Below are 16,727 nucleotides of genomic sequence, written 5' to 3' on the forward strand. Positions count from 1 at the left end.
TCAGTCCTTAACCGCTCCGCCCAGTCCGGAGACGAGGCGTCGCTGTACGAGTACGAAGAAGACCAGTACGGGGATGGTCATCACCGTCGAGGCTGCCATGATCCCTCCCCAGTCGTTCTCGTCCGGTTTGAAGAAGACCAGCAGCGCCATGGGCAGCGTCGACTGCGAGGTGTCGCTGATGATGAACGACTTCGCGAACAGGAAGTCGTTCCAGGTGGTGATGAAGGAGAAGACGCTGGTCGCCACGAGGCCCGGGAAGACGAGCGGGAAGAGGATCTGCCACAGGAAGCGGGTGCGGCTGGCCCCGTCGATGTAGGCGGCCTCCTCCAGGGCCTCGGGGACGGCCTTGACGAAGCCGCGCAGCATCCAGATGGCGAACGGCAGCGAGAAGGCGAGGTGCGGCAGGATCAGCGAGCCGAGGGTGTTCAGCTGGCCGAAGTCCCGCATGAGGAAGAACAGCGGGATGGTCAGCGCCTCCACCGGCACCATCTGCGCGACCAGGAACATGATCAGCAGCGTGGTGCGGAACTTGAAGCGGAAGCGGGTCACCGCGGTGGCCGCCAGGAAGGCGATCAGCGCGGAGAGGATGACGACCGTGCCCGCCACCAGCAGGCTGTTGAGGAAGTAGCGGCCGAAGTCCTGCTGTTCGAAGACCCGGCGGAACGAGTCGAGCGAGGGGGCGAGCGTCCAGGGGCGGGCGTCGGTGGACTGGATCTCCCCGGCGGGCTTGAACGCGGAGAGCACCATCCAGTAGAGGGGGAAGGCGACCGCGACGGCGATCAGCAGGGCGGCGGCCTCGGCGGCCAGCCTGCCGGGCCGCTTGACGCGCAGCCGCCGGGCGAGGCCACCGCCCTCGCGCGTGCCGCCGCGTACGGGACTGCCGGTCGTCGCGCTCACAGTTCCTCCCCCTGGCGCCTCACCAGGCGCAGATAGACCAGCGTGACGGCCAGCAGGATCACCAGCATCACGACGCCGATCGCCGATCCGAGGCTGTACTGCGAGGACGCGAACGCCTTCTGGTAGGCGTAGACGTTGAGCACCAGGTTCTGGCCGGCGATGCCGCCGCCGTTGGTCATGACGTAGATCTGGGTGAAGACCTTGAAGTCCCAGATGATCGACTGGATGGTGACGACGATCAGGATGGGCCTGAGCATCGGCGCCATGATGGTGCGCCAGATCCGCCACTGGGACGCGCCGTCCAGCGAGGCGGCCTCGAGCACTTCGGTGGGGATGGCCCGGATGCCCGCGTACACGGTGACCATCACGAACGGGAACGAGCACCACAGGACTTCCAGGAGTACGAGCGCGAAGGCGCTGTAGCGGCCGTACGTCCAGGAGAAGTCGCCGAGTCCGAGCACCTTGTTGACCGGTCCGAAGTCGGGGTCGAAGAGGAAGACCCAGACGGTGGAGCCGGTGATCGCGGGCGTGGCCCAGGCGCCCAGCGCGGCCATCATCAGCGCGAGCCGGGGCAGGGCGCGGATGCGGGTGAGCAGGACGGCGAGTGCGCAGCCGACGAACAGGGTGGAGATCACGCAGGCCGCGGCGAAGAGGACCGTGGCGAGGAGGACCTGCCAGAACTGGCTGTCGCGGAAGAGGGTGGCGTAGTTGCCGAAGCCCTGGAAGGTGGTGGGTTCGCCGCCGCTGACCTGGGCCTGGGTGTACTCCAGGAACGAGATCAGGCCGAGCTGGTAGATCGGGTAGACCAGCAGCCCGGCGAGCAGGACGAGAGCCGGCAGGAGGTAGAGCCACGGGGTCCAGCCGGAGCGGTTCGCCGGCGAGACGGACCGGCCGCGCCGGGGCGGGCGGGCGGCCGGGGCGCCGCCGCCCGCCCCGGCGGCGGGCGGCGACTTGAGGGGGGTGGTGTGCGTGGTCATCGTCAGCCCGCGTCGGTGAAGGCCGTGTCCATCTTCTTCGCCGCGTCGTCCGAGGCCTCCGCCACGTCCTTACGGCCGGAGACGATCTCCTGGAACATCGTCGGCAGGATCAGCGAGGCGTCGATCTGGCCCCAGGCGGGTGAGGCGGGGACGAACTTGGCGCCCGCGCCCAGGGTCCGGACGAACGGGGCGACGAAGGGCTGCTTCTTCGCGGCGTTGTCCAGGACGTCGGTGTAGGTGGGCAGGAAGCCCATCGCGTCGAACATCTCGGCCTGGGTCTTCTTGCCGGTCAGCGACTTCATCAGGTCGACGGCGAGAGTGCGGTGCGAACTGCTCTTGAGGACGCCGAGGTTGTTGCCGCCGGCGAAGGCGGGGGCGATGGAGCCCTCGGCGACACCGGGCAGGGGGACGACGGCGTACTTGCCCTTGACCGCGCCCGCCTCGACGGCCGCGTGGCTGAAGTCGCCGCCGATGGCCATGGCGGCCTTGCCGGAGGCGAAGGCGGTCACGGTGGCGTTGCCGCCCATGGAGGCGCACTTGGCGGCGGGACAGTTGTCGTCGCCGAAGAGGGAGGTGTAGGCCTCGATGCCCTTGCGGGACTTCTCGCTGTTGATGCCCGACTTGTAGGTGCCGCCGCTCTCGCCCGCGAGTTCGCCGCCGTTGGCCCAGATGAAGGGCATCGCGCCGTAGGTGTACGCGCCGCCGACCGCGAGGCCGTAGAGGTCGGGCTCGGCCTTGCGGATCTTCTTGGCGGTGGAGATCAGCTCGGCCTGGGACTTGGGGGCGTCGATGCCCAGGTCCTCGAAGACGTCGGTGCGGTAGTAGAGGGCCCGGACGCCGACGAAGAAGGGGGCGCCGTAGACCTTGTCGCCGACGGTGACGGACTGCTTGGCGATCGGGTCGGTGTCCTTGGCCTCGTCCCAGGCGCCGAACTCCTCGGTCACGTCCGCGAGTCCGCCGTCCTTGACGTACCCGGCGGTGTCGCTGTTGCCGTACTCGATGAGGTCGGGGGCGCTCTTGGGGTCGTTGAACGCGGCCTTGATGCGCTGCGCGCGGGTGTCGACGGGTATGTACTCGATCTCGACCTTCGCGCCCTTGTGGGCCTTCTCGAAGTCGGCGACGGCCGCGTCGACGACCTTCTCCTTGGGCTTGTTGCCGACCTCCTGGAAGAGCCAGACACGGAGCGTGCCGCTCTTCTCGTCACCCTTGGCACTGGTGTCGGAGGTCTGCGGCGCGCAGGCGGTGGCGGTGAGGCCGGCCAGCACAAGCGCCGCAGCCGGGGCGGCCATTCGGGCAGAAAGCTTCATCCGGAACCCCTACCGGTCGGGTGTTGCACCATGTGCAACGTGCGTTTCGTTCTGCACAACTGGCAGGAGAGTAGATCCGCGCCCCGACGCCGACAAGTGGTCTCCACCACTCTGTGACCAGCCGATGCAGCCCGTGCAACGCGACCGCCCGGTCACCGAGGGTGACCGGGCAGGCAGAAGGCCCCCGGGGCGCGCGGTGACGCGCGCCCCGGGGGCCTGACAGCGAGGTGGGGAGCGGACCTACTTCTTGTCCTTGCCGCCACCCTTGCCCTTGTCCTTGTCGCCGCCGGCGCCCATGGACTCGTAGATCTCCTTGCACATGGGACAGACCGGATACTTCTTGGGGTCGCGCCCCGGCACCCAGACCTTCCCGCACAGCGCGACCACGGGAGTGCCCTCCAGGGCGCTCGCCATGATCTTGTCCTTCTGGACGTAGTGGGCGTAGCGCTCGTGGTCGCCGTCGCCCCTCGACACCTGCGGCGTCGGTTCGACGAGGGTCCCCGTACCTGCCCCGCGATCGGGCTCAAGAGTGCTCATAACCGCCAAGGGTACTGAAAGCCGTGGCCTTCAGCGCCTCCGGTGGAGGGAAGGGCCGTCCCTCAGTTGAGCGAAGGGTCGTCCGGATACGTGGCGATCATCGCGAGCTCGCTGCGCTGGCGGCGGAGCACCGCACGCCAGAGCTGTTCGGGGCGCGGGGAGGAGACGTCGCCGGGCTCCGACTCGACCACGTACCACGCGCCCTCGTTCAGTTCGCCCTCCAGTTGACCCGGGCCCCAGCCCGCGTACCCGGCGAAGATCCGCAGCGAACCGAGGGCGGGGCCCAGCAGCTCCGGCGGGGTCTCCAGATCAACCAGGCCGATCGCCCCGTGGACCCGCCGCCAGCCGAGCGGGCCCTCGTCGCCGGGGATGACCGCCACGCCGAGCGCGGAGTCCAGCGAGACCGGGCCGCCCTGGAAGACGACGTCCGGCTCGCCGGTCAGGCCGGCCCAGGGCGCGAGGATGTCGCCGACGCCGACCGGGGTCGGGCGGTTGAGGACCACGCCGAGGGAGCCCTCCTCGTCGTGGTCGAGGAGCAGCACCACCGCACGGTCGAAATTGGGGTCCGTGAGGGCGGGTGCGGCCACGAGCAGTCGCCCTGTGAGCGAGGACACCTCGGTCATGGCAGGAATGATCCCGCATCTTCGCCCTTCACGGGGGCCGAGTGACCGTGATGCCGCCCTCAGGAGAGCGAGCGCAGCTCAGGGCGCACGGAGGCACGGGGAGCGCACCGTCGGGCGGGGGCGCGGTGGGCCATCCGGACGGTAACCCTCCGCAAGATCGGGTGCGCGGAGGGTGTTGTGGCGGATTCATGACGTTCGCCCACCCCCCTTCGCCTTACGGAAGGGGGGTAGGAGGCCATTACCCTTTTCGTTGGCCCCCTGCCCGACCACTCCGGAACGCGAGATACATGACCGGCACAGACGATGTCCTGCTTGTCCACGGCGGCACCCCGCTGGAGGGCGAGATCCGCGTCCGAGGCGCCAAGAACCTGGTGCCGAAGGCAATGGTCGCCGCGCTGCTCGGCAGCGGGCCCAGCCGCCTCCGCAACGTTCCCGACATCCGTGACGTACGGGTGGTCCGGGGACTTCTGCAGCTGCACGGCGTCACCGTCCGCCCCGGCGACGAGCCGGGCGAACTGATCCTCGACCCCTCGCACGTCGAGTCCGCGAACGTCGCCGACATCGACGCCCACGCGGGTTCCTCGCGCATCCCGATCCTCTTCTGCGGCCCGCTGCTGCACCGCCTCGGCCACGCCTTCATTCCGGGCCTGGGCGGCTGCGACATCGGCGGCCGGCCGATCGACTTCCACTTCGAGGTGCTGCGCCAGTTCGGCGCGACCATCGAGAAGCGGGCGGACGGCCAGTACCTGGAGGCCCCGCAGCGGCTGCGGGGCACCAAGATCCGGCTGCCGTACCCCTCGGTGGGCTCCACCGAGCAGGTGCTGCTCACCGCGGTGCTCGCCGAAGGTGTCACCGAGCTGTCCAACGCGGCCGTCGAGCCGGAGATCGAGGACCTCATCTGCGTACTGCAGAAGATGGGCGCGATCATCTCCATGGACACCGACCGGACCATCCGGATCACCGGTGTCGACAAGCTCGACGGATACACCCACCGGGCGATCCCGGACCGCCTGGAGGCGGCTTCCTGGGCGTCGGCGGCGCTGGCGACCGAGGGCAACATCTATGTGCGCGGCGCCCAGCAGCGCTCGATGATGACCTTCCTGAACACCTTCCGCCGGGTCGGCGGCGCCTTCGAGATCGACGACGAGGGCATCCGCTTCTGGCACCCGGGCGGCGCGCTCAACGCCATCGCGCTGGAGACGGACGTGCACCCCGGCTTCCAGACCGACTGGCAGCAGCCGCTGGTCGTGGCGCTGACGCAGGCCGCCGGCCTGTCGATCGTCCACGAGACGGTGTACGAGTCGCGGCTCGGCTTCACCTCCGCGCTCAACCAGATGGGTGCGCACATCCAGCTGTACCGCGAGTGCCTGGGCGGTTCGGACTGCCGCTTCGGCCAGCGCAACTTCCTGCACTCGGCGGTCGTCTCCGGACCGACCAAGCTGCAGGGCGCGGACCTGGTCATCCCGGACCTCCGGGGCGGCTTCTCGTACCTGATCGCGGCGCTGGCGGCGCAGGGCACCTCCCGGGTGCACGGCATCGACCTGATCAACCGCGGCTACGAGAACTTCATGGAGAAGCTGGAGAAGCTCGGCGCGAAGGTCGAACTGCCGGGCGGTTCGCTCGTCTGACCGTCCCCGCGCGCCGCGCAGGCCGCTCAGTGCTGCCGCACACAGCACTGCGCACCGCGCAGCCCCCGCGTGAACAGCCCGCCGCCCCGGTTCCGGTCTCGGAGCCGGGGCGGCGGGCTGTCGGGCGTCAGAAGGGCCCCTGAAGGCCCTGTGAGCGGGCCTGGCGGGCGTAGCGGCCCGGGGTGGTGCCGGCGATCCTCTTGAAGTGCCGGGTGAGGTGGGACTGGTCGTGGAAACCCACGGCGGCCGCCGCCTCGCCGGGCGGCACCCCGTCGAGCAGCAGCCGGCGGGCCCGGTCGACGCGGCGGGACGTCACGTACTGGTGCGGCGCGATGGCGTAGGCCGCGCTGAAGGCCCGTACGAGATGGGCGGGGTGCGCGTGGACCAGCCGGGCGGCCTCGGCCAGGGTGACGCCCTCGCGCAGCCGCTCGTCGAGGAGCTCGCGCAGATCGCGTGCGACGCCCGGTCCGGGCGTCGGGGCCGCCGGGGAGCCCCCGGGGCGCAGGTGGCCCCGCAGCCGCTCGCCGATGAGCGTCAGACGGCTCTCCGCCTCGAACGCGCCGCCCGGGTCCGCGAGGGCGGTGTGCAGTCGGGCGACGCGGGCGCGCAGCAGCGGGTCGGCCAGGTCCGGGGTGTCCACGGCGGGTCCGATGAGGCTCGCGTCGAGCCGCGTCAGGTCCAGGTAGAGCACCCGTTTGCGGAAGCCGGCGGAGGTCGCGGGCGACCCGTTGTGCGGGACCCCCGGCGGCAGCAGGCTCACCGTGCCGTCCGGGGTGGAGCGCTCGTGGCGGTCCAGGTCGTAGCGGACGGCCCCGTCGTCGACGATCAGGAGCGTCCAGGCGTCGTGGACGTGCATGGGGTAGGCGTGCTCGGTGAAGCGGGCGTGGAGGACCTCCACGACGCCGGCGACGGCCGGGCGCCAGGCGAGGATCTCCTGCGGACGGGTCGCACGGCTCACGCAAAGAACGTACAAGACGCCGTCCGGGACCACCGGTCAGTCTCGAACCATGAGAACCACGACGACGGAACCGGCCGCGACCACGGCGGCCGAGAGCGCTCCTGTCCGCTTCGACACGAAGATCGCGGTGCTGCTCCGGGACGACCTGGAGACCTGGCAGCGCCTGAATGTGACCGCCTTCCTGGTCAGCGGCCTCGGGACGGCGGCGCCCGAGGTGATCGGCGAGCCGTACGAGGACGCGGACGCCACGGCGTACCTGCCGATGCTCCGGCAGCCCGTGCTGGTCTTCGAGGGATCGAGGCAGACGCTGACCGCCGCGCACGCCAAGGCGTTGTCCCGGTCCCTGGCGACGGCCGTGTTCACCGCGGACCTGTTCGGCACGGGGAACGACCGGGACAACCGGGCGGCCGTACGGGCGGTGGGGCGGGACGCGCTCGATCTGGTGGGGATCGCGGTGCACGGGCCGCGCAACGCCGTGGACAAGGTCCTCAAGGGCGCGCGGATGCACCCCTGAGGGGGACGGGAGAGCCCTCGGCCTCCCGGACGCCCCGGCGGTCCGCATGTGCCCCGGGCATACGCAAGGGCGGCCACTCCTGGTCGGGAGTGGCCGCCCTCATTGCGCCTCGGTGGGTTACTTGCCCTTGGCGGCTTCCTTGAGCTTCGAGCCCGCGGAGACCTTCACGCTGTAGCCGGCGGGGATGTTGATCGGGTCGCCGGTCTGCGGGTTGCGAGCGGTGCGAGCGGCACGGTGGGTGCGCTCGAAGGTCAGGAAGCCGGGGATGGTGACCTTCTCGTCGCCCTTGGCGACGATCTCACCGACGGTCTCGGCGAGCGCGGCCAGCACGGCGTCGGCGTCCTTGCGAGTCACCTCGGCGCGGTCGGCCAGGGCGGCCACCAGCTCACTGCGGTTCATGTTGTTACTCCCGTGTTCTTCTTGCCTGTGAGGCGTGAGATCGAAGCCGATGCTGCCAGGGCCCTCTGACAGTCCCCGGACCCGGGTCTGATGTCAGACCCTCTCGCCCGATTACGCATCCTGCCCCCACCAGCGGCGGGAAAGCCAATCCGGAACCCTTCGGGGTCAATGAAAAGCGCCACGGTTTGCTCGTGGTGACGCTCCGTCGACTTGGCCGAGCGGTCCGCAGCGGATGCCGGGCCCCGCAGGGCCCACTGCCCGCCCACCCTAAAGGGGCGTTTGGGGCGCCGCGACCCGCGACGCGCCGTACGGCACGGGCGGGTGCGGCCCGGTATGTCTCGCGGGTACCCCTCGGGCGCCCCGCGAAACGGTGGAGTCAGACGGCGGTGGAGGAGGCCGTTCCGGTGCCTGCGGCGGCCTTGGCGGCGGCTCGGACGGCTCCGGCGACCGCGCCCGCCACCTTGTCGTTGAAGACCGAGGGGATGATGTAGTTCGCGTTGACCTCGTCCTCGGCGACCACGTCGGCCAGGGCGCCGGCCGCGGCGAGCATCATCTCCGTGTTGACGGTGCGGGACTGAGCGTCCAGCAGACCGCGGAAGACACCCGGGAAGACCAGCACGTTGTTGATCTGGTTGGGGAAGTCCGAGCGGCCGGTGGCGACGACCGCCGCCGTCTGACGGGCGATCGCCGGGTCGACCTCGGGGTCAGGGTTCGCGAGCGCGAACACGATCGCACCGTCCGCCATCGCGGCGACGTCGTCGCCGTTCAGCACGTTCGGGGCGGAGACGCCGATGAAGACGTCGGCGCCGACGACGGCCTGCTTGAGGGTGCCGGTGACGCCCTCGGGGTTGGTGTTGTCGGCGATCCAGCGCAGCGGCGAGTCGGGGTCGGCCGCGACCAGGTCCTCGCGTCCGGCGTGCACCACACCGTGGATGTCGGCGACGACCGCGTGCTTGACGCCCGCGGCGATCAGCAGCTTCAGGATGGCCGTACCGGCCGCTCCCGCGCCGGACATGACGACCCGTACGTCCCCGATGCTCTTGCCCACCACGCGCAGGGCGTTGGTCAGGGCGGCCAGCACGACGATCGCGGTGCCGTGCTGGTCGTCGTGGAAGACGGGGATGTCGAGGGCTTCGCGCAGCCGGGCCTCGATCTCGAAGCAGCGCGGCGCGGAGATGTCCTCCAGGTTGATGCCCGCGAAGCCGGGGGCGATGGCCTTGACGATCTCGACGATGGCATCGGGGTCCTGGGTGTCCAGGCAGATCGGCCAGGCATCGATGCCGGCGAAGCGCTTGAAGAGGGCCGCCTTGCCCTCCATGACGGGCAGCGCGGCCATCGGGCCGATGTTGCCGAGGCCGAGCACCGCGGAGCCGTCCGTCACAACTGCGACGGAGTTGCGCTTGATGGTGAGGCGGCGTGCGTCCTCGGGGTTCTCGGCGATGGCCATGCAGACCCGGGCGACGCCCGGGGTGTAGATCATCGAGAGGTCGTCACGGTTGCGGATGGGGTGCTTGGACGCCATCTCGATCTTGCCGCCGAGGTGCATGAGGAACGTACGGTCGGAGACCTTGCCCAGCACGACGCCCTCGATGTCGCGCAGACCTTCGACGATCTCGTCCGCGTGCGAGGTGGAGGTGGCCGCGATGGTGACGTCGATCCGCAGCTTCTCGTGGCCGGAAGCGGTCACGTCGAGGCCGGTGACCGAGCCCCCGGAGGACTCCACGGCCGTGGTGAGCTGGGAGACCGCGGTGCCGCTCGCGGGCACCTCCAGCCTGACCGTCATCGAGTACGAGACGCTGGGCGCCGTTGCCATGGCCGAGTCCTTCGCTTTCCTTAGCTTCATTGCCGCGCATCCGGAACCCTCGTTCCGGACACGCTTCCCGATCGTCGCACCTACCGGCTGGTAGCCGGTAATGACTGCCGTCTTTCGGAAAGTAGTTTCCACCATACGAGAAACTACCCGTTCGGCGGAACCCCCAACGGGACCGAACCCGGCCGGACGGCTCGTCAACAGGACCGGACGCCCCGTAAACAAGAACAGACCCACGCCACCAACAGGTGACGCGGGTCTGTCTTCTTCAGTTAGGTGGCACCGACCCGCCATGCTCGCCTCGCGGCAAGTGGTCGCTCGAAGCGACGAAGGTTGGGCCCGGGGGCTTGGATCGAGTCGGTGCCAGTACCAAGGTAACAAACACCCCCGAGAAGTGATTCCCGCGCGCCGGGTTGACTCGCGGGACCTGTTCGGCGTCAGTCCCTCAGCAGGTCCGGCACCCCGTCCTCGTCCGGCATGTCCCGCTCCCCCGAGACCACCGTGAGCTGCTGCGTCGCCCGGGTCAGCGCCACGTACAGCACCCGCAGGCCGGCCGGGGACTCGTCCGCGATCTCCGCGGGCGAGACGACCACCGTGGCGTCGTACTCCAGGCCCTTGGCCTCCAGGCTGCCGAGCGCCACCACCCGCTCCCCCAGCTCCGCGAGCCACTCGCGGGCCTGGGCGCGCCGGTTCATCGCGACGACCACGCCGACCGTGCCGTCCACCTCCGCGAGCAGCCTGGCGGCCTCCTCGCGGACCGTGGCGGCCAGGTCCCCCTCGCGTACCGGCTCGAAGCGCGGCACCACCCCGGTCGAGCGGACCGCCGCCGGGGACTCCATGCCGGGCATCGCCAGCGCCAGCACCTTCGCGGCCAGCTCCGCGATCTCCGCCGGGTTGCGGTAGTTGACGGTGAGGGTGAAGCGGCGGCGCGGCCGGGAGCCGAGCGCCTCGTCCCGGGCGGCGCCGGCCTCGTCCGGGTCGGACCAGGAGGACTGGGCCGGGTCGCCGACGATCGTCCAGGTGGCGTGCCGGCCCCGGCGGCCGACCATGCGCCACTGCATCGGGGTGAGGTCCTGCGCCTCGTCGACGATGACGTGCGCGTACTCCGTGCGCTCCGCCGCGAGCCGCTCGGCCCGCTCCCACTGGGTCTCCTCGCGCTGCGGCATCAGCTCCTCCAGGCCGGAGAGCTGATCCAGCGGATCCGCCTCGCGCTTGCGTCTGGGCCGGTGCGGAGTGCCCAGCAGCGCCTGGAGCTCGTCCAGGAGCGCCACGTCGTGGACGGAGAGCGGACCGCTGCCGTCCGCGTCCAGACGCTTCAGGGAGCGGGCCAGCCGGCGCACCTCGCCCTGGTTGAGGATGCGCCGGGACCAGCGGCCCAGGCGCCGCTCGTCGGCCATCGCGGCCAGCACCCGGCGCGGCGTCAGCTCGGGCCACCAGGCGTCGAGGAACTCCAGGAACGGGGTCTCGGTGGAGACGTCCTCGTCGAACGACGAGCGCAGCTCCGCGACCAGCTGCGGGTCGGTGTACCGGCCGCGTTCGGAGGACCTGCTCCACAGGGCGTCCAGCAGCAGCTTGCGGGCGCGCGGGCGCAGCAGGTTGACCGGGGCGGTGCCGCCCAGGGCGTTGTGCCGGATGCGCTGGAGCTCGTCGGCCTCCAGCTCGACCCGGGCGCCGAAGGCGACCACCCGCAGCCGGTTCGGGGTCGTCGCGGACGCCGTCGGGCCGTCCGCGGGCTCCTCGCCGAAGGAGAGCTGGCCGTGCTCGGCGCGGGGTGCGGTCCGGCCCTGCTCCAGCGCGCCCCGGGCGGCCTTGCGCAGCACGTGGAGCATCCGGGAGGAGCCCTTGATCCGGGCCACGGCCGGTTCGTCGTAGGTCGTCGCGCCCTGGACGCCCGCCGCCTCGTCGGACAGCGAGCCGACCGCGCGGATCGCCACCTGGCCCTCCTCGCCGAGCGAGGGCAGCACCCCTTCGGTGTACGCGACCAGGAGCGGGGTGGGCGAGACGACCAGGATGCCGCCCGCGTACCGCCGCCGGTCCTGGTAGAGCAGATACGCCGCCCGGTGCAGGGCGACCGCGGTCTTGCCGGTGCCGGGGCCGCCGGTGACCTCGGTGACGGAGGCGGCCGGGGCCCGGATGACCAGGTCCTGTTCGGCCTGGATGGAGGAGACGATGTCCCGCATGGTGTGGCTGCGGGCCTGGCCGAGCGCCGCCATCAGCGCGCCGTCGCCGATCACCGGCAGCCGCTCGCCGTCCAGGAACGCCGTCAGCTCCGGGCGCATCAGGTCGTCCTCGACCCCGAGGACCTTGCGGCCCTTGGAGCGGATGACCCGGCGGCGTACGACGCGGCCCGGCTCCTTCGGGGTGGAGCGGTAGAACGGGGCGGCGGCCGGGGCGCGCCAGTCGATCACCAGCGGGGCGTAGTCGGAGTCCAGGACCCCGATCCGGCCGATGTGGAGCGTCTCCGCGATGTCGGCGGTGGCGTCCTCCCGCACGGTGTCGTCGGCCGGCTCGACCGAGGTGTACGCGCCGTCCGGGCCGCGCTCCCCGTCCTTGCCGAGCAGCAGGTCGATCCTCCCGAAGAGGAAGTCCTCGAACTCGCTGTTCAGCCGATTGAGGTGGATCCCCGCCCGGAACACCTGGGCGTCCCGCTCCGCGAGCGCGCCGGGCGTACCGACCTGGCCGCGCTTGACGGCGTCGTTCATGAGGAATTCCGCCTCGTGGATCTTCTCTTCGAGGCGGTGATAAACACGGTCGAGATGCTCTTGCTCGACACCGATTTCCCGGTCCCGCAGCGATTCGACAGCGGCATCCTGCGCGGCCACCGAGGCCCCCTTCTGACGTGCACTGGGCAGCCGTCAACCCTATGCGAAGGGGGGCCCGAGCGCACCTGTCGCCCGCATCCCGATCGCGCGTCGCGTCGGGTGGGGCGCGCCGGGCGCGGGTTCAGGCCCCGATCTCCACCAGCCGCTCCCCGTCGAAGGTCCGCACCTCGAAGCGGTCGATGTCCTTCCGGTCCATCGCCGCCCCGCCGTGCACGTACAGCGGGGACTTCGCCGTGGGGTTCGTGGCGCCCTCGATGCCGTACCCCCACTGGGGGACGGACCAGGAGGTGACGACCTCCTCCTCGCCGGTCTTGGAGACGGCGACCAGCCGGCACTTCTGCGGTCCCTTGACGTTCTTCAGCTCCAGGACCGTGTGGGTGCCCCAGGCCTTCTCCTCCATGCCGACGGACGCGCCGACCCGGGTGGTGGGGTCGGTCGCCGAGACCTTCTCCGTCATGTGCTGGAAGAAGGCGTCCTCGGCCGGGCTGGTCGGGTGCGGATCGCCCGCGGCCACCGAACCGCCGCCGCGGTCGTCGCCCGCGGTGACCGCGAAGGCGGCGACCGGGCCGCCGATGATCAGGGCGGCGGCCGCGGCGACCAGATACCGGCTGCGGCGGGTGCGGCGGTGCCGCTTGTGCGCGACCTCGTCCATCAGCCCGCCGAGCAGCCGGGGCGCGGGCCGCTCCGGCACATGCGGCACGGGCCGGGCTCCGGGCACGGCGGCCGGGGCCTCGGAGAGCATCGCGAGCATCGGCTCCATCCCCGCGAACTCGTCGAGGTGCGCGGCGCACCGGGCGCAGCCCGCGAGATGGGCCTCGAAGGCGCTGGCCTGCGCGTCGTCGAGGATGCCGAGGACATACGCCGCCGCCGCGTCGTGCTCGGTCCCTTCGGGCGGCGCCCCGAACGGCTCCCCGTGGCCGGAAGGGCCGGAAGGACCCGAGGGGCCCGCGGGGCCGGGGAAGCCGGAGAGGTGCGCGGGCCCTGAGGGGTGTGCAGGACCCGCGGTATACGGGGGACTCGAGGGACCCGACGGCGTGCGGTGACCGGGAGGCCGGGGCCCGAACGGCTGCCACTGCTGGTCGCTCATGCCGTGATCCCCCTCTCTTCGAGTGCGAGCTTCATCGAACGGAGTGCGTAGAACACCCGGGACCGCACGGTCCCGCTGGGGACGCCCAGCACTTCGGCGGCCTCATTGACCGTACGTCCCTTGAAGTAGGTCTCGACCAATGCTTCCCGGTGTGCGGGGGTCAAATCTTCGAGCGCGTCCGAGAGCGTCATCAGCCACAGCGCCTTGTCGATCTCGTCCTCCGCGGGAATGACCTCCAGCGGCGACGGATCGACCTCGCGCGGCCGGGCCTGCCGACTGCGGTGGGCGTCAATGACGATGCGCCGGGCGACCGTCACCAGCCAGGGGCGGACGGAGCCGGTGGCCCGGTTGAGCCGGCCGGCGTTCTTCCAGGCACGGATGAGCGTCTCCTGCACCACGTCCTCGGCCCGCTGGCGGTCGCCCGCGACGAGTCGGAGCACGTACGCGAGCAGCGGCCCGGCGTGTTCGCGGTACAGCGCCCTCATCAGTTCCTCGTCCGGTATCCCGGCGGGGGACGGGGGCGGCTCACTGCGATGTCGAGCCCTGTGCGGACGGTCATCGGCCACGGCCGCATCCTTGCGCACCCGAACCTCCCGGTCGAGACCTCTGAAACGAGCTCTTCGACCATCGATACGGGGGCGGGGGCCGGTTCATTCAACGCGGGGCGGAATTTCTTTCCCCGGACCGCACGCATCGGGGGCTCCCATGGTCCTGCGCCGGTGCCGGGCGACCCGTTCGCGGTTGCCGCAGACCGCGCCGGAGCACCAGCGCCGCCGTCCGCCGCGCGAGGTGTCCAGGTAGAACCGGTCGCAGGACTCGCCCTGGCAGCGGCGCAGGGCCGCCCGCGCGACCGGGTCGGTCAGCAGGTCGACCGCGTCCCGGGCGACGGCGGCGAGGAGCCCCGCGCAGTCGGGTGCGGCGGCCAGGGCCCGCACCAGGTCGCCGTCCGCGCCGCGCACCGCGCGCAGCCCCGGAGGCGCGCCGGACGCCAGGGAGTTGACCCGATCCAGCGCACCGTCGGCACCGGGCCCACCGAGCTGAGCGGCCATCAGCCGGCTGACGGCGGACCGCAGTTCGTGGAAGCGGGCCACCCAGGTGTCGTCCAGTGCCACCAGCACGGTGCCCGGCGGGACGAGCCGGGCTTCGGTCAGCCACCGGGCCAGGCGCTCGGGCCCGTCGAGCTGTTCGCCGGTCCCGGGCACGCCGCCCGCGCTCTGTGTCGCCACCAGATCGAGGCAGATCCGGCCCGCGTCGAACCGCCACGTCCACGCACCCCTGCCCGCTGCCATGCTCCTGTCACCGCCTTGGGTCACCGGTGGAACGGCCACCCCCAGAGTGCCCCTGTCGGGGCCCGGCCGGAACCCCTGCCGCCGTTCCCGGTGCGGGACCCGTCCCCGTACCGGGACGCACTCAGCCGGCCGGTGGATCTTCGTGCAGAAGCCGCTGGAACAGGTGGTGGTCGTGCCAGCGGCCGTTGATGTGCAGATAGCCCGGCGCGGTGCCGATCCGGTCGAACCCGGCCTTGGCGAGGACCCGTTGGGAAGGGACGTTGTCGGTGACGGTCGCCGCCTCCACACGGTGCAGGCCCAGCCGGTCCCGGGCGGCGTCGCAGACCGCGCCGACGGCGGCGGTGGCCAGCCCGCGTCCGGCGTGGCCCGCGTCGACCCAGTAGCCGAGGCGGCCGTTGCGGAACGGGCCCTTCTCGATGCCGGAGAGCGTGAAGCCGCCGATCACCAGGTCGTCGGCGTCCGTGAGCGCCCAGGGCATGGCCCGTCCGGCGTCCCGGTCGGCCAGCAGCGCGGTGAGCCGGGCGGCCTGGCCTTCGACCGTGTAGAAGGAATCGGGACGTACGGGTTCCCAGCGGCGCATGTAGGCGCGGTTGCGGGTGAGGGCGGCGGCGAAGGAGGGCGCGTCGGTGATCGCGACGGGCCGGAAGGCCACGTCCGGGGCGAGTCGGTGGAGGTGATCGGTCATCCGATCACGCTAACCCCGGCGCCCCGGCTCCTCCCGGGCCCCCTCAGTCGCCGTACTTCGTGTCCGCCGACGGGTCCAGCGCCAGCCGGTAGCCGCGCTTGACGACCGTCTGGATCAGCCGGGGCGCGCCCAGCGCGGAGCGCAGCCGGGCCATGGCGGTCTCCACCGCGTGCTCGTCGGTGCCGCTGCCGGGCAGGGCCCGCAACAGGTCGCCGCGGGCCACCACCCAGCCGGGGTGGCGGGCCAGCAGGTGCAGGAGGGCCATGCCCGCGGGCGGCACCGCGCGCAGCTCGTCGTCGACGAGGACGGCGTGCCCCCGGATCTCGACCCGGTGGCCGGCCACCGGCAGCACCCGGGCGGACGCGGGGAGCTGGGCGCACATCAGCTGGACGAGGGGGCCGAGCCGGAAGCGCTCCGGCTGGACGGTGGTGATGCCCCGGGCCTGCAGCGGGAGGGCGGTGACCGGTCCGACGCAGGCGACCAGCACGTCGTCACGCAGGGCGCCGAGGACCTCGGGGAGCAGCCCGCGGGTCTCGGCGCGGCCCAGGAACGAGGCGGCGGCGGGGGCGCTGGTGAAGGTGATCGCGTCCAGGCCCCGGGCCACCGTGACGTCGAGCATCCGGTCGAGCGGCGCGATGTCCTGCGGCGGCATCCAGCGGTAGACCGGTACGACGACGACGTCGGCGCCCGCGGCCGTCAGGGACTCGACGAATCCGGGCAGCGGTTCGCCGTGCAGCTGGAGGGCGACCCGGCGGCCCTGAACGCCCTCGGCGAGGAGCCGGTCGAGGACCTCGGCCATCGACTCGGACCCGGGCGACCAGGCCTCGGTCAGCCCGGCGGCCCGGACGGCGCCCTTGACCTTGGGGCCACGGGCGAGGAGTTCGACTCCCCGCAGCGTCTCCAGCAGGGCGTCGCCGATCCCCCAGCCGTCGGCCGCCTCGATCCAGCCGCGGAAACCGATCGCGGTGGTGGCGACCGCCACGTCGGGCGCGTGGCCGATCAGCTCCTTGGTGGCGGCGAGGAGTTCGCTGTCGTCGGCGAGCTGCACGATCCGCAGGGCGGGGGCGTGCAGGACGGCGGCCCCGCGGCGTTGGAGAAGGGTGCCGAGCTCCTCGGCGCGACGGGCGGCGGTCACCCCGACGGTGAAGCCCGCGAGGGGCCCGTGCGTTGCGTCGTCGTCCTGCATGGTGTGTC

Annotated in this window: 16 protein-coding genes; 2 read left to right on the forward strand and 14 right to left on the reverse strand. The window is 71.7% G+C overall.

Annotated elements, in window-relative coordinates:
• The 5 genes from ACH4UK_RS06515 to ACH4UK_RS06535 all read right to left on the reverse strand — a co-directional run bounded on the left by ACH4UK_RS06515 (position 1) and on the right by ACH4UK_RS06535 (position 4,341).
• On the reverse strand, positions 1-897 hold the full coding sequence (locus tag ACH4UK_RS06515; RefSeq protein WP_398354838.1) for a carbohydrate ABC transporter permease: 897 nt from the start codon (positions 895-897) through the stop codon (positions 1-3).
• A complete protein-coding gene (locus ACH4UK_RS06520) occupies positions 894-1,874 on the reverse strand; it encodes a carbohydrate ABC transporter permease (RefSeq protein ID WP_398354839.1) in 981 nt (326 codons plus the stop codon). The genes ACH4UK_RS06515 and ACH4UK_RS06520 overlap by 4 nt, the downstream gene beginning before the upstream one ends.
• A 2-nt stretch (positions 1,875-1,876) precedes the next feature.
• Positions 1,877-3,181, reverse strand: a complete 1,305-nt coding sequence (locus ACH4UK_RS06525) for an extracellular solute-binding protein (protein WP_398354840.1) — start codon at positions 3,179-3,181, stop codon at positions 1,877-1,879.
• Between the two features lie 240 nt (positions 3,182-3,421).
• Positions 3,422-3,718, reverse strand: coding sequence for a DUF3039 domain-containing protein (locus tag ACH4UK_RS06530; protein WP_006124925.1), 297 nt, complete (start codon positions 3,716-3,718; stop codon positions 3,422-3,424).
• A 62-nt stretch (positions 3,719-3,780) separates the two neighbouring features.
• Positions 3,781-4,341 carry a YqgE/AlgH family protein gene (locus ACH4UK_RS06535; RefSeq protein WP_398354841.1) on the reverse strand — a complete coding sequence of 187 codons (561 nt, stop codon included), beginning with the start codon at positions 4,339-4,341 and terminating at the stop codon, positions 3,781-3,783.
• Between the two features lie 287 nt (positions 4,342-4,628).
• Here ACH4UK_RS06535 and murA point away from each other — a divergent pair, with 287 nt between their 5' ends.
• Entirely contained in the window at positions 4,629-5,969 is a 1,341-nt protein-coding gene (gene murA / locus ACH4UK_RS06540; protein WP_007450559.1) for a UDP-N-acetylglucosamine 1-carboxyvinyltransferase, read from the forward strand.
• A 127-nt stretch (positions 5,970-6,096) separates the two neighbouring features.
• Here murA and ACH4UK_RS06545 read toward each other — a convergent pair whose 3' ends face one another.
• On the reverse strand, positions 6,097-6,927 hold the full coding sequence (locus ACH4UK_RS06545) for an AraC family transcriptional regulator (protein WP_398354842.1): 831 nt from the start codon (positions 6,925-6,927) through the stop codon (positions 6,097-6,099).
• A gap of 49 nt (positions 6,928-6,976) precedes the next feature.
• On the opposite strand from ACH4UK_RS06545, the gene ACH4UK_RS06550 reads away from it, so the two are divergent.
• A complete protein-coding gene (locus tag ACH4UK_RS06550) occupies positions 6,977-7,441 on the forward strand; it encodes a DUF2000 family protein (RefSeq protein WP_398354843.1) in 465 nt (154 codons plus the stop codon).
• Between the two features lie 117 nt (positions 7,442-7,558).
• Here the strand turns inward: ACH4UK_RS06550 and ACH4UK_RS06555 are convergent, their stop codons facing one another.
• The 8 genes from ACH4UK_RS06555 to ACH4UK_RS06590 form a co-directional block, all read right to left on the reverse strand.
• Positions 7,559-7,840 (reverse strand): HU family DNA-binding protein, encoded by a 282-nt coding sequence (locus tag ACH4UK_RS06555; protein WP_003968811.1) that lies wholly within the window; start codon positions 7,838-7,840, stop codon positions 7,559-7,561.
• Positions 7,841-8,216: 376 nt separating this feature from the next.
• Complete coding sequence (locus ACH4UK_RS06560; RefSeq protein WP_398354844.1) at positions 8,217-9,653, reverse strand: NAD-dependent malic enzyme; 1,437 nt, start codon at positions 9,651-9,653, stop codon at positions 8,217-8,219.
• A gap of 434 nt (positions 9,654-10,087) precedes the next feature.
• Positions 10,088-12,472: a HelD family protein gene (locus ACH4UK_RS06565; RefSeq protein WP_398354845.1), complete on the reverse strand. Its 2,385-nt coding sequence runs from the start codon at positions 12,470-12,472 to the stop codon at positions 10,088-10,090.
• Between the two features lie 121 nt (positions 12,473-12,593).
• Positions 12,594-13,559, reverse strand: coding sequence for an anti-sigma factor family protein (locus ACH4UK_RS06570; protein ID WP_398354846.1), 966 nt, complete (start codon positions 13,557-13,559; stop codon positions 12,594-12,596).
• Positions 13,556-14,143, reverse strand: coding sequence for a sigma-70 family RNA polymerase sigma factor (locus tag ACH4UK_RS06575; protein WP_398354847.1), 588 nt, complete (start codon positions 14,141-14,143; stop codon positions 13,556-13,558). The genes ACH4UK_RS06570 and ACH4UK_RS06575 overlap by 4 nt, the downstream gene beginning before the upstream one ends.
• Before the next feature lie 66 nt (positions 14,144-14,209).
• Positions 14,210-14,848, reverse strand: a complete 639-nt coding sequence (locus ACH4UK_RS06580; RefSeq protein ID WP_398354848.1) for a CGNR zinc finger domain-containing protein — start codon at positions 14,846-14,848, stop codon at positions 14,210-14,212.
• 121 nt (positions 14,849-14,969) lie between these two features.
• Entirely contained in the window at positions 14,970-15,533 is a 564-nt protein-coding gene (locus tag ACH4UK_RS06585) for a GNAT family N-acetyltransferase (protein WP_398354849.1), read from the reverse strand.
• A 43-nt stretch (positions 15,534-15,576) separates the two neighbouring features.
• The gene (locus tag ACH4UK_RS06590) at positions 15,577-16,719 is read right to left on the reverse strand and encodes a uroporphyrinogen-III synthase (protein WP_398354850.1); all 1,143 of its coding nucleotides are present in this window, start codon (positions 16,717-16,719) and stop codon (positions 15,577-15,579) included.
• Positions 16,720-16,727 lie beyond the last annotated feature (8 nt).

Origin of the sequence: Streptomyces sp. NPDC020884 (assembly GCF_044333935.1) — a bacterium.
GTDB lineage: Bacteria > Actinomycetota > Actinomycetes > Streptomycetales > Streptomycetaceae > Streptomyces.

Bases quoted from the DNA above. Each gene is read 5' to 3' on its own strand.
- ACH4UK_RS06520 (WP_398354839.1), bottom strand. From the start codon at position 1,874: ATGACCACGCACACCACCCCCCTCAAGTCGCCGCCCGCCGCCGGGGCG.
- ACH4UK_RS06525 (WP_398354840.1), bottom strand. From the start codon at position 3,181: ATGAAGCTTTCTGCCCGAATGGCCGCCCCGGCTGCGGCGCTTGTGCTG.
- ACH4UK_RS06530 (WP_006124925.1), bottom strand. From the start codon at position 3,718: ATGAGCACTCTTGAGCCCGATCGCGGGGCAGGTACGGGGACCCTCGTC.
- ACH4UK_RS06535 (WP_398354841.1), bottom strand. From the start codon at position 4,341: ATGACCGAGGTGTCCTCGCTCACAGGGCGACTGCTCGTGGCCGCACCC.
- murA (WP_007450559.1), top strand. From the start codon at position 4,629: ATGACCGGCACAGACGATGTCCTGCTTGTCCACGGCGGCACCCCGCTG.
- ACH4UK_RS06550 (WP_398354843.1), top strand. From the start codon at position 6,977: ATGAGAACCACGACGACGGAACCGGCCGCGACCACGGCGGCCGAGAGC.
- ACH4UK_RS06555 (WP_003968811.1), bottom strand. From the start codon at position 7,840: ATGAACCGCAGTGAGCTGGTGGCCGCCCTGGCCGACCGCGCCGAGGTG.
- ACH4UK_RS06560 (WP_398354844.1), bottom strand. From the start codon at position 9,653: ATGGCAACGGCGCCCAGCGTCTCGTACTCGATGACGGTCAGGCTGGAG.
- ACH4UK_RS06570 (WP_398354846.1), bottom strand. From the start codon at position 13,559: ATGAGCGACCAGCAGTGGCAGCCGTTCGGGCCCCGGCCTCCCGGTCAC.
- ACH4UK_RS06580 (WP_398354848.1), bottom strand. From the start codon at position 14,848: ATGGCAGCGGGCAGGGGTGCGTGGACGTGGCGGTTCGACGCGGGCCGG.
- ACH4UK_RS06585 (WP_398354849.1), bottom strand. From the start codon at position 15,533: ATGACCGATCACCTCCACCGACTCGCCCCGGACGTGGCCTTCCGGCCC.
- ACH4UK_RS06590 (WP_398354850.1), bottom strand. From the start codon at position 16,719: ATGCAGGACGACGACGCAACGCACGGGCCCCTCGCGGGCTTCACCGTC.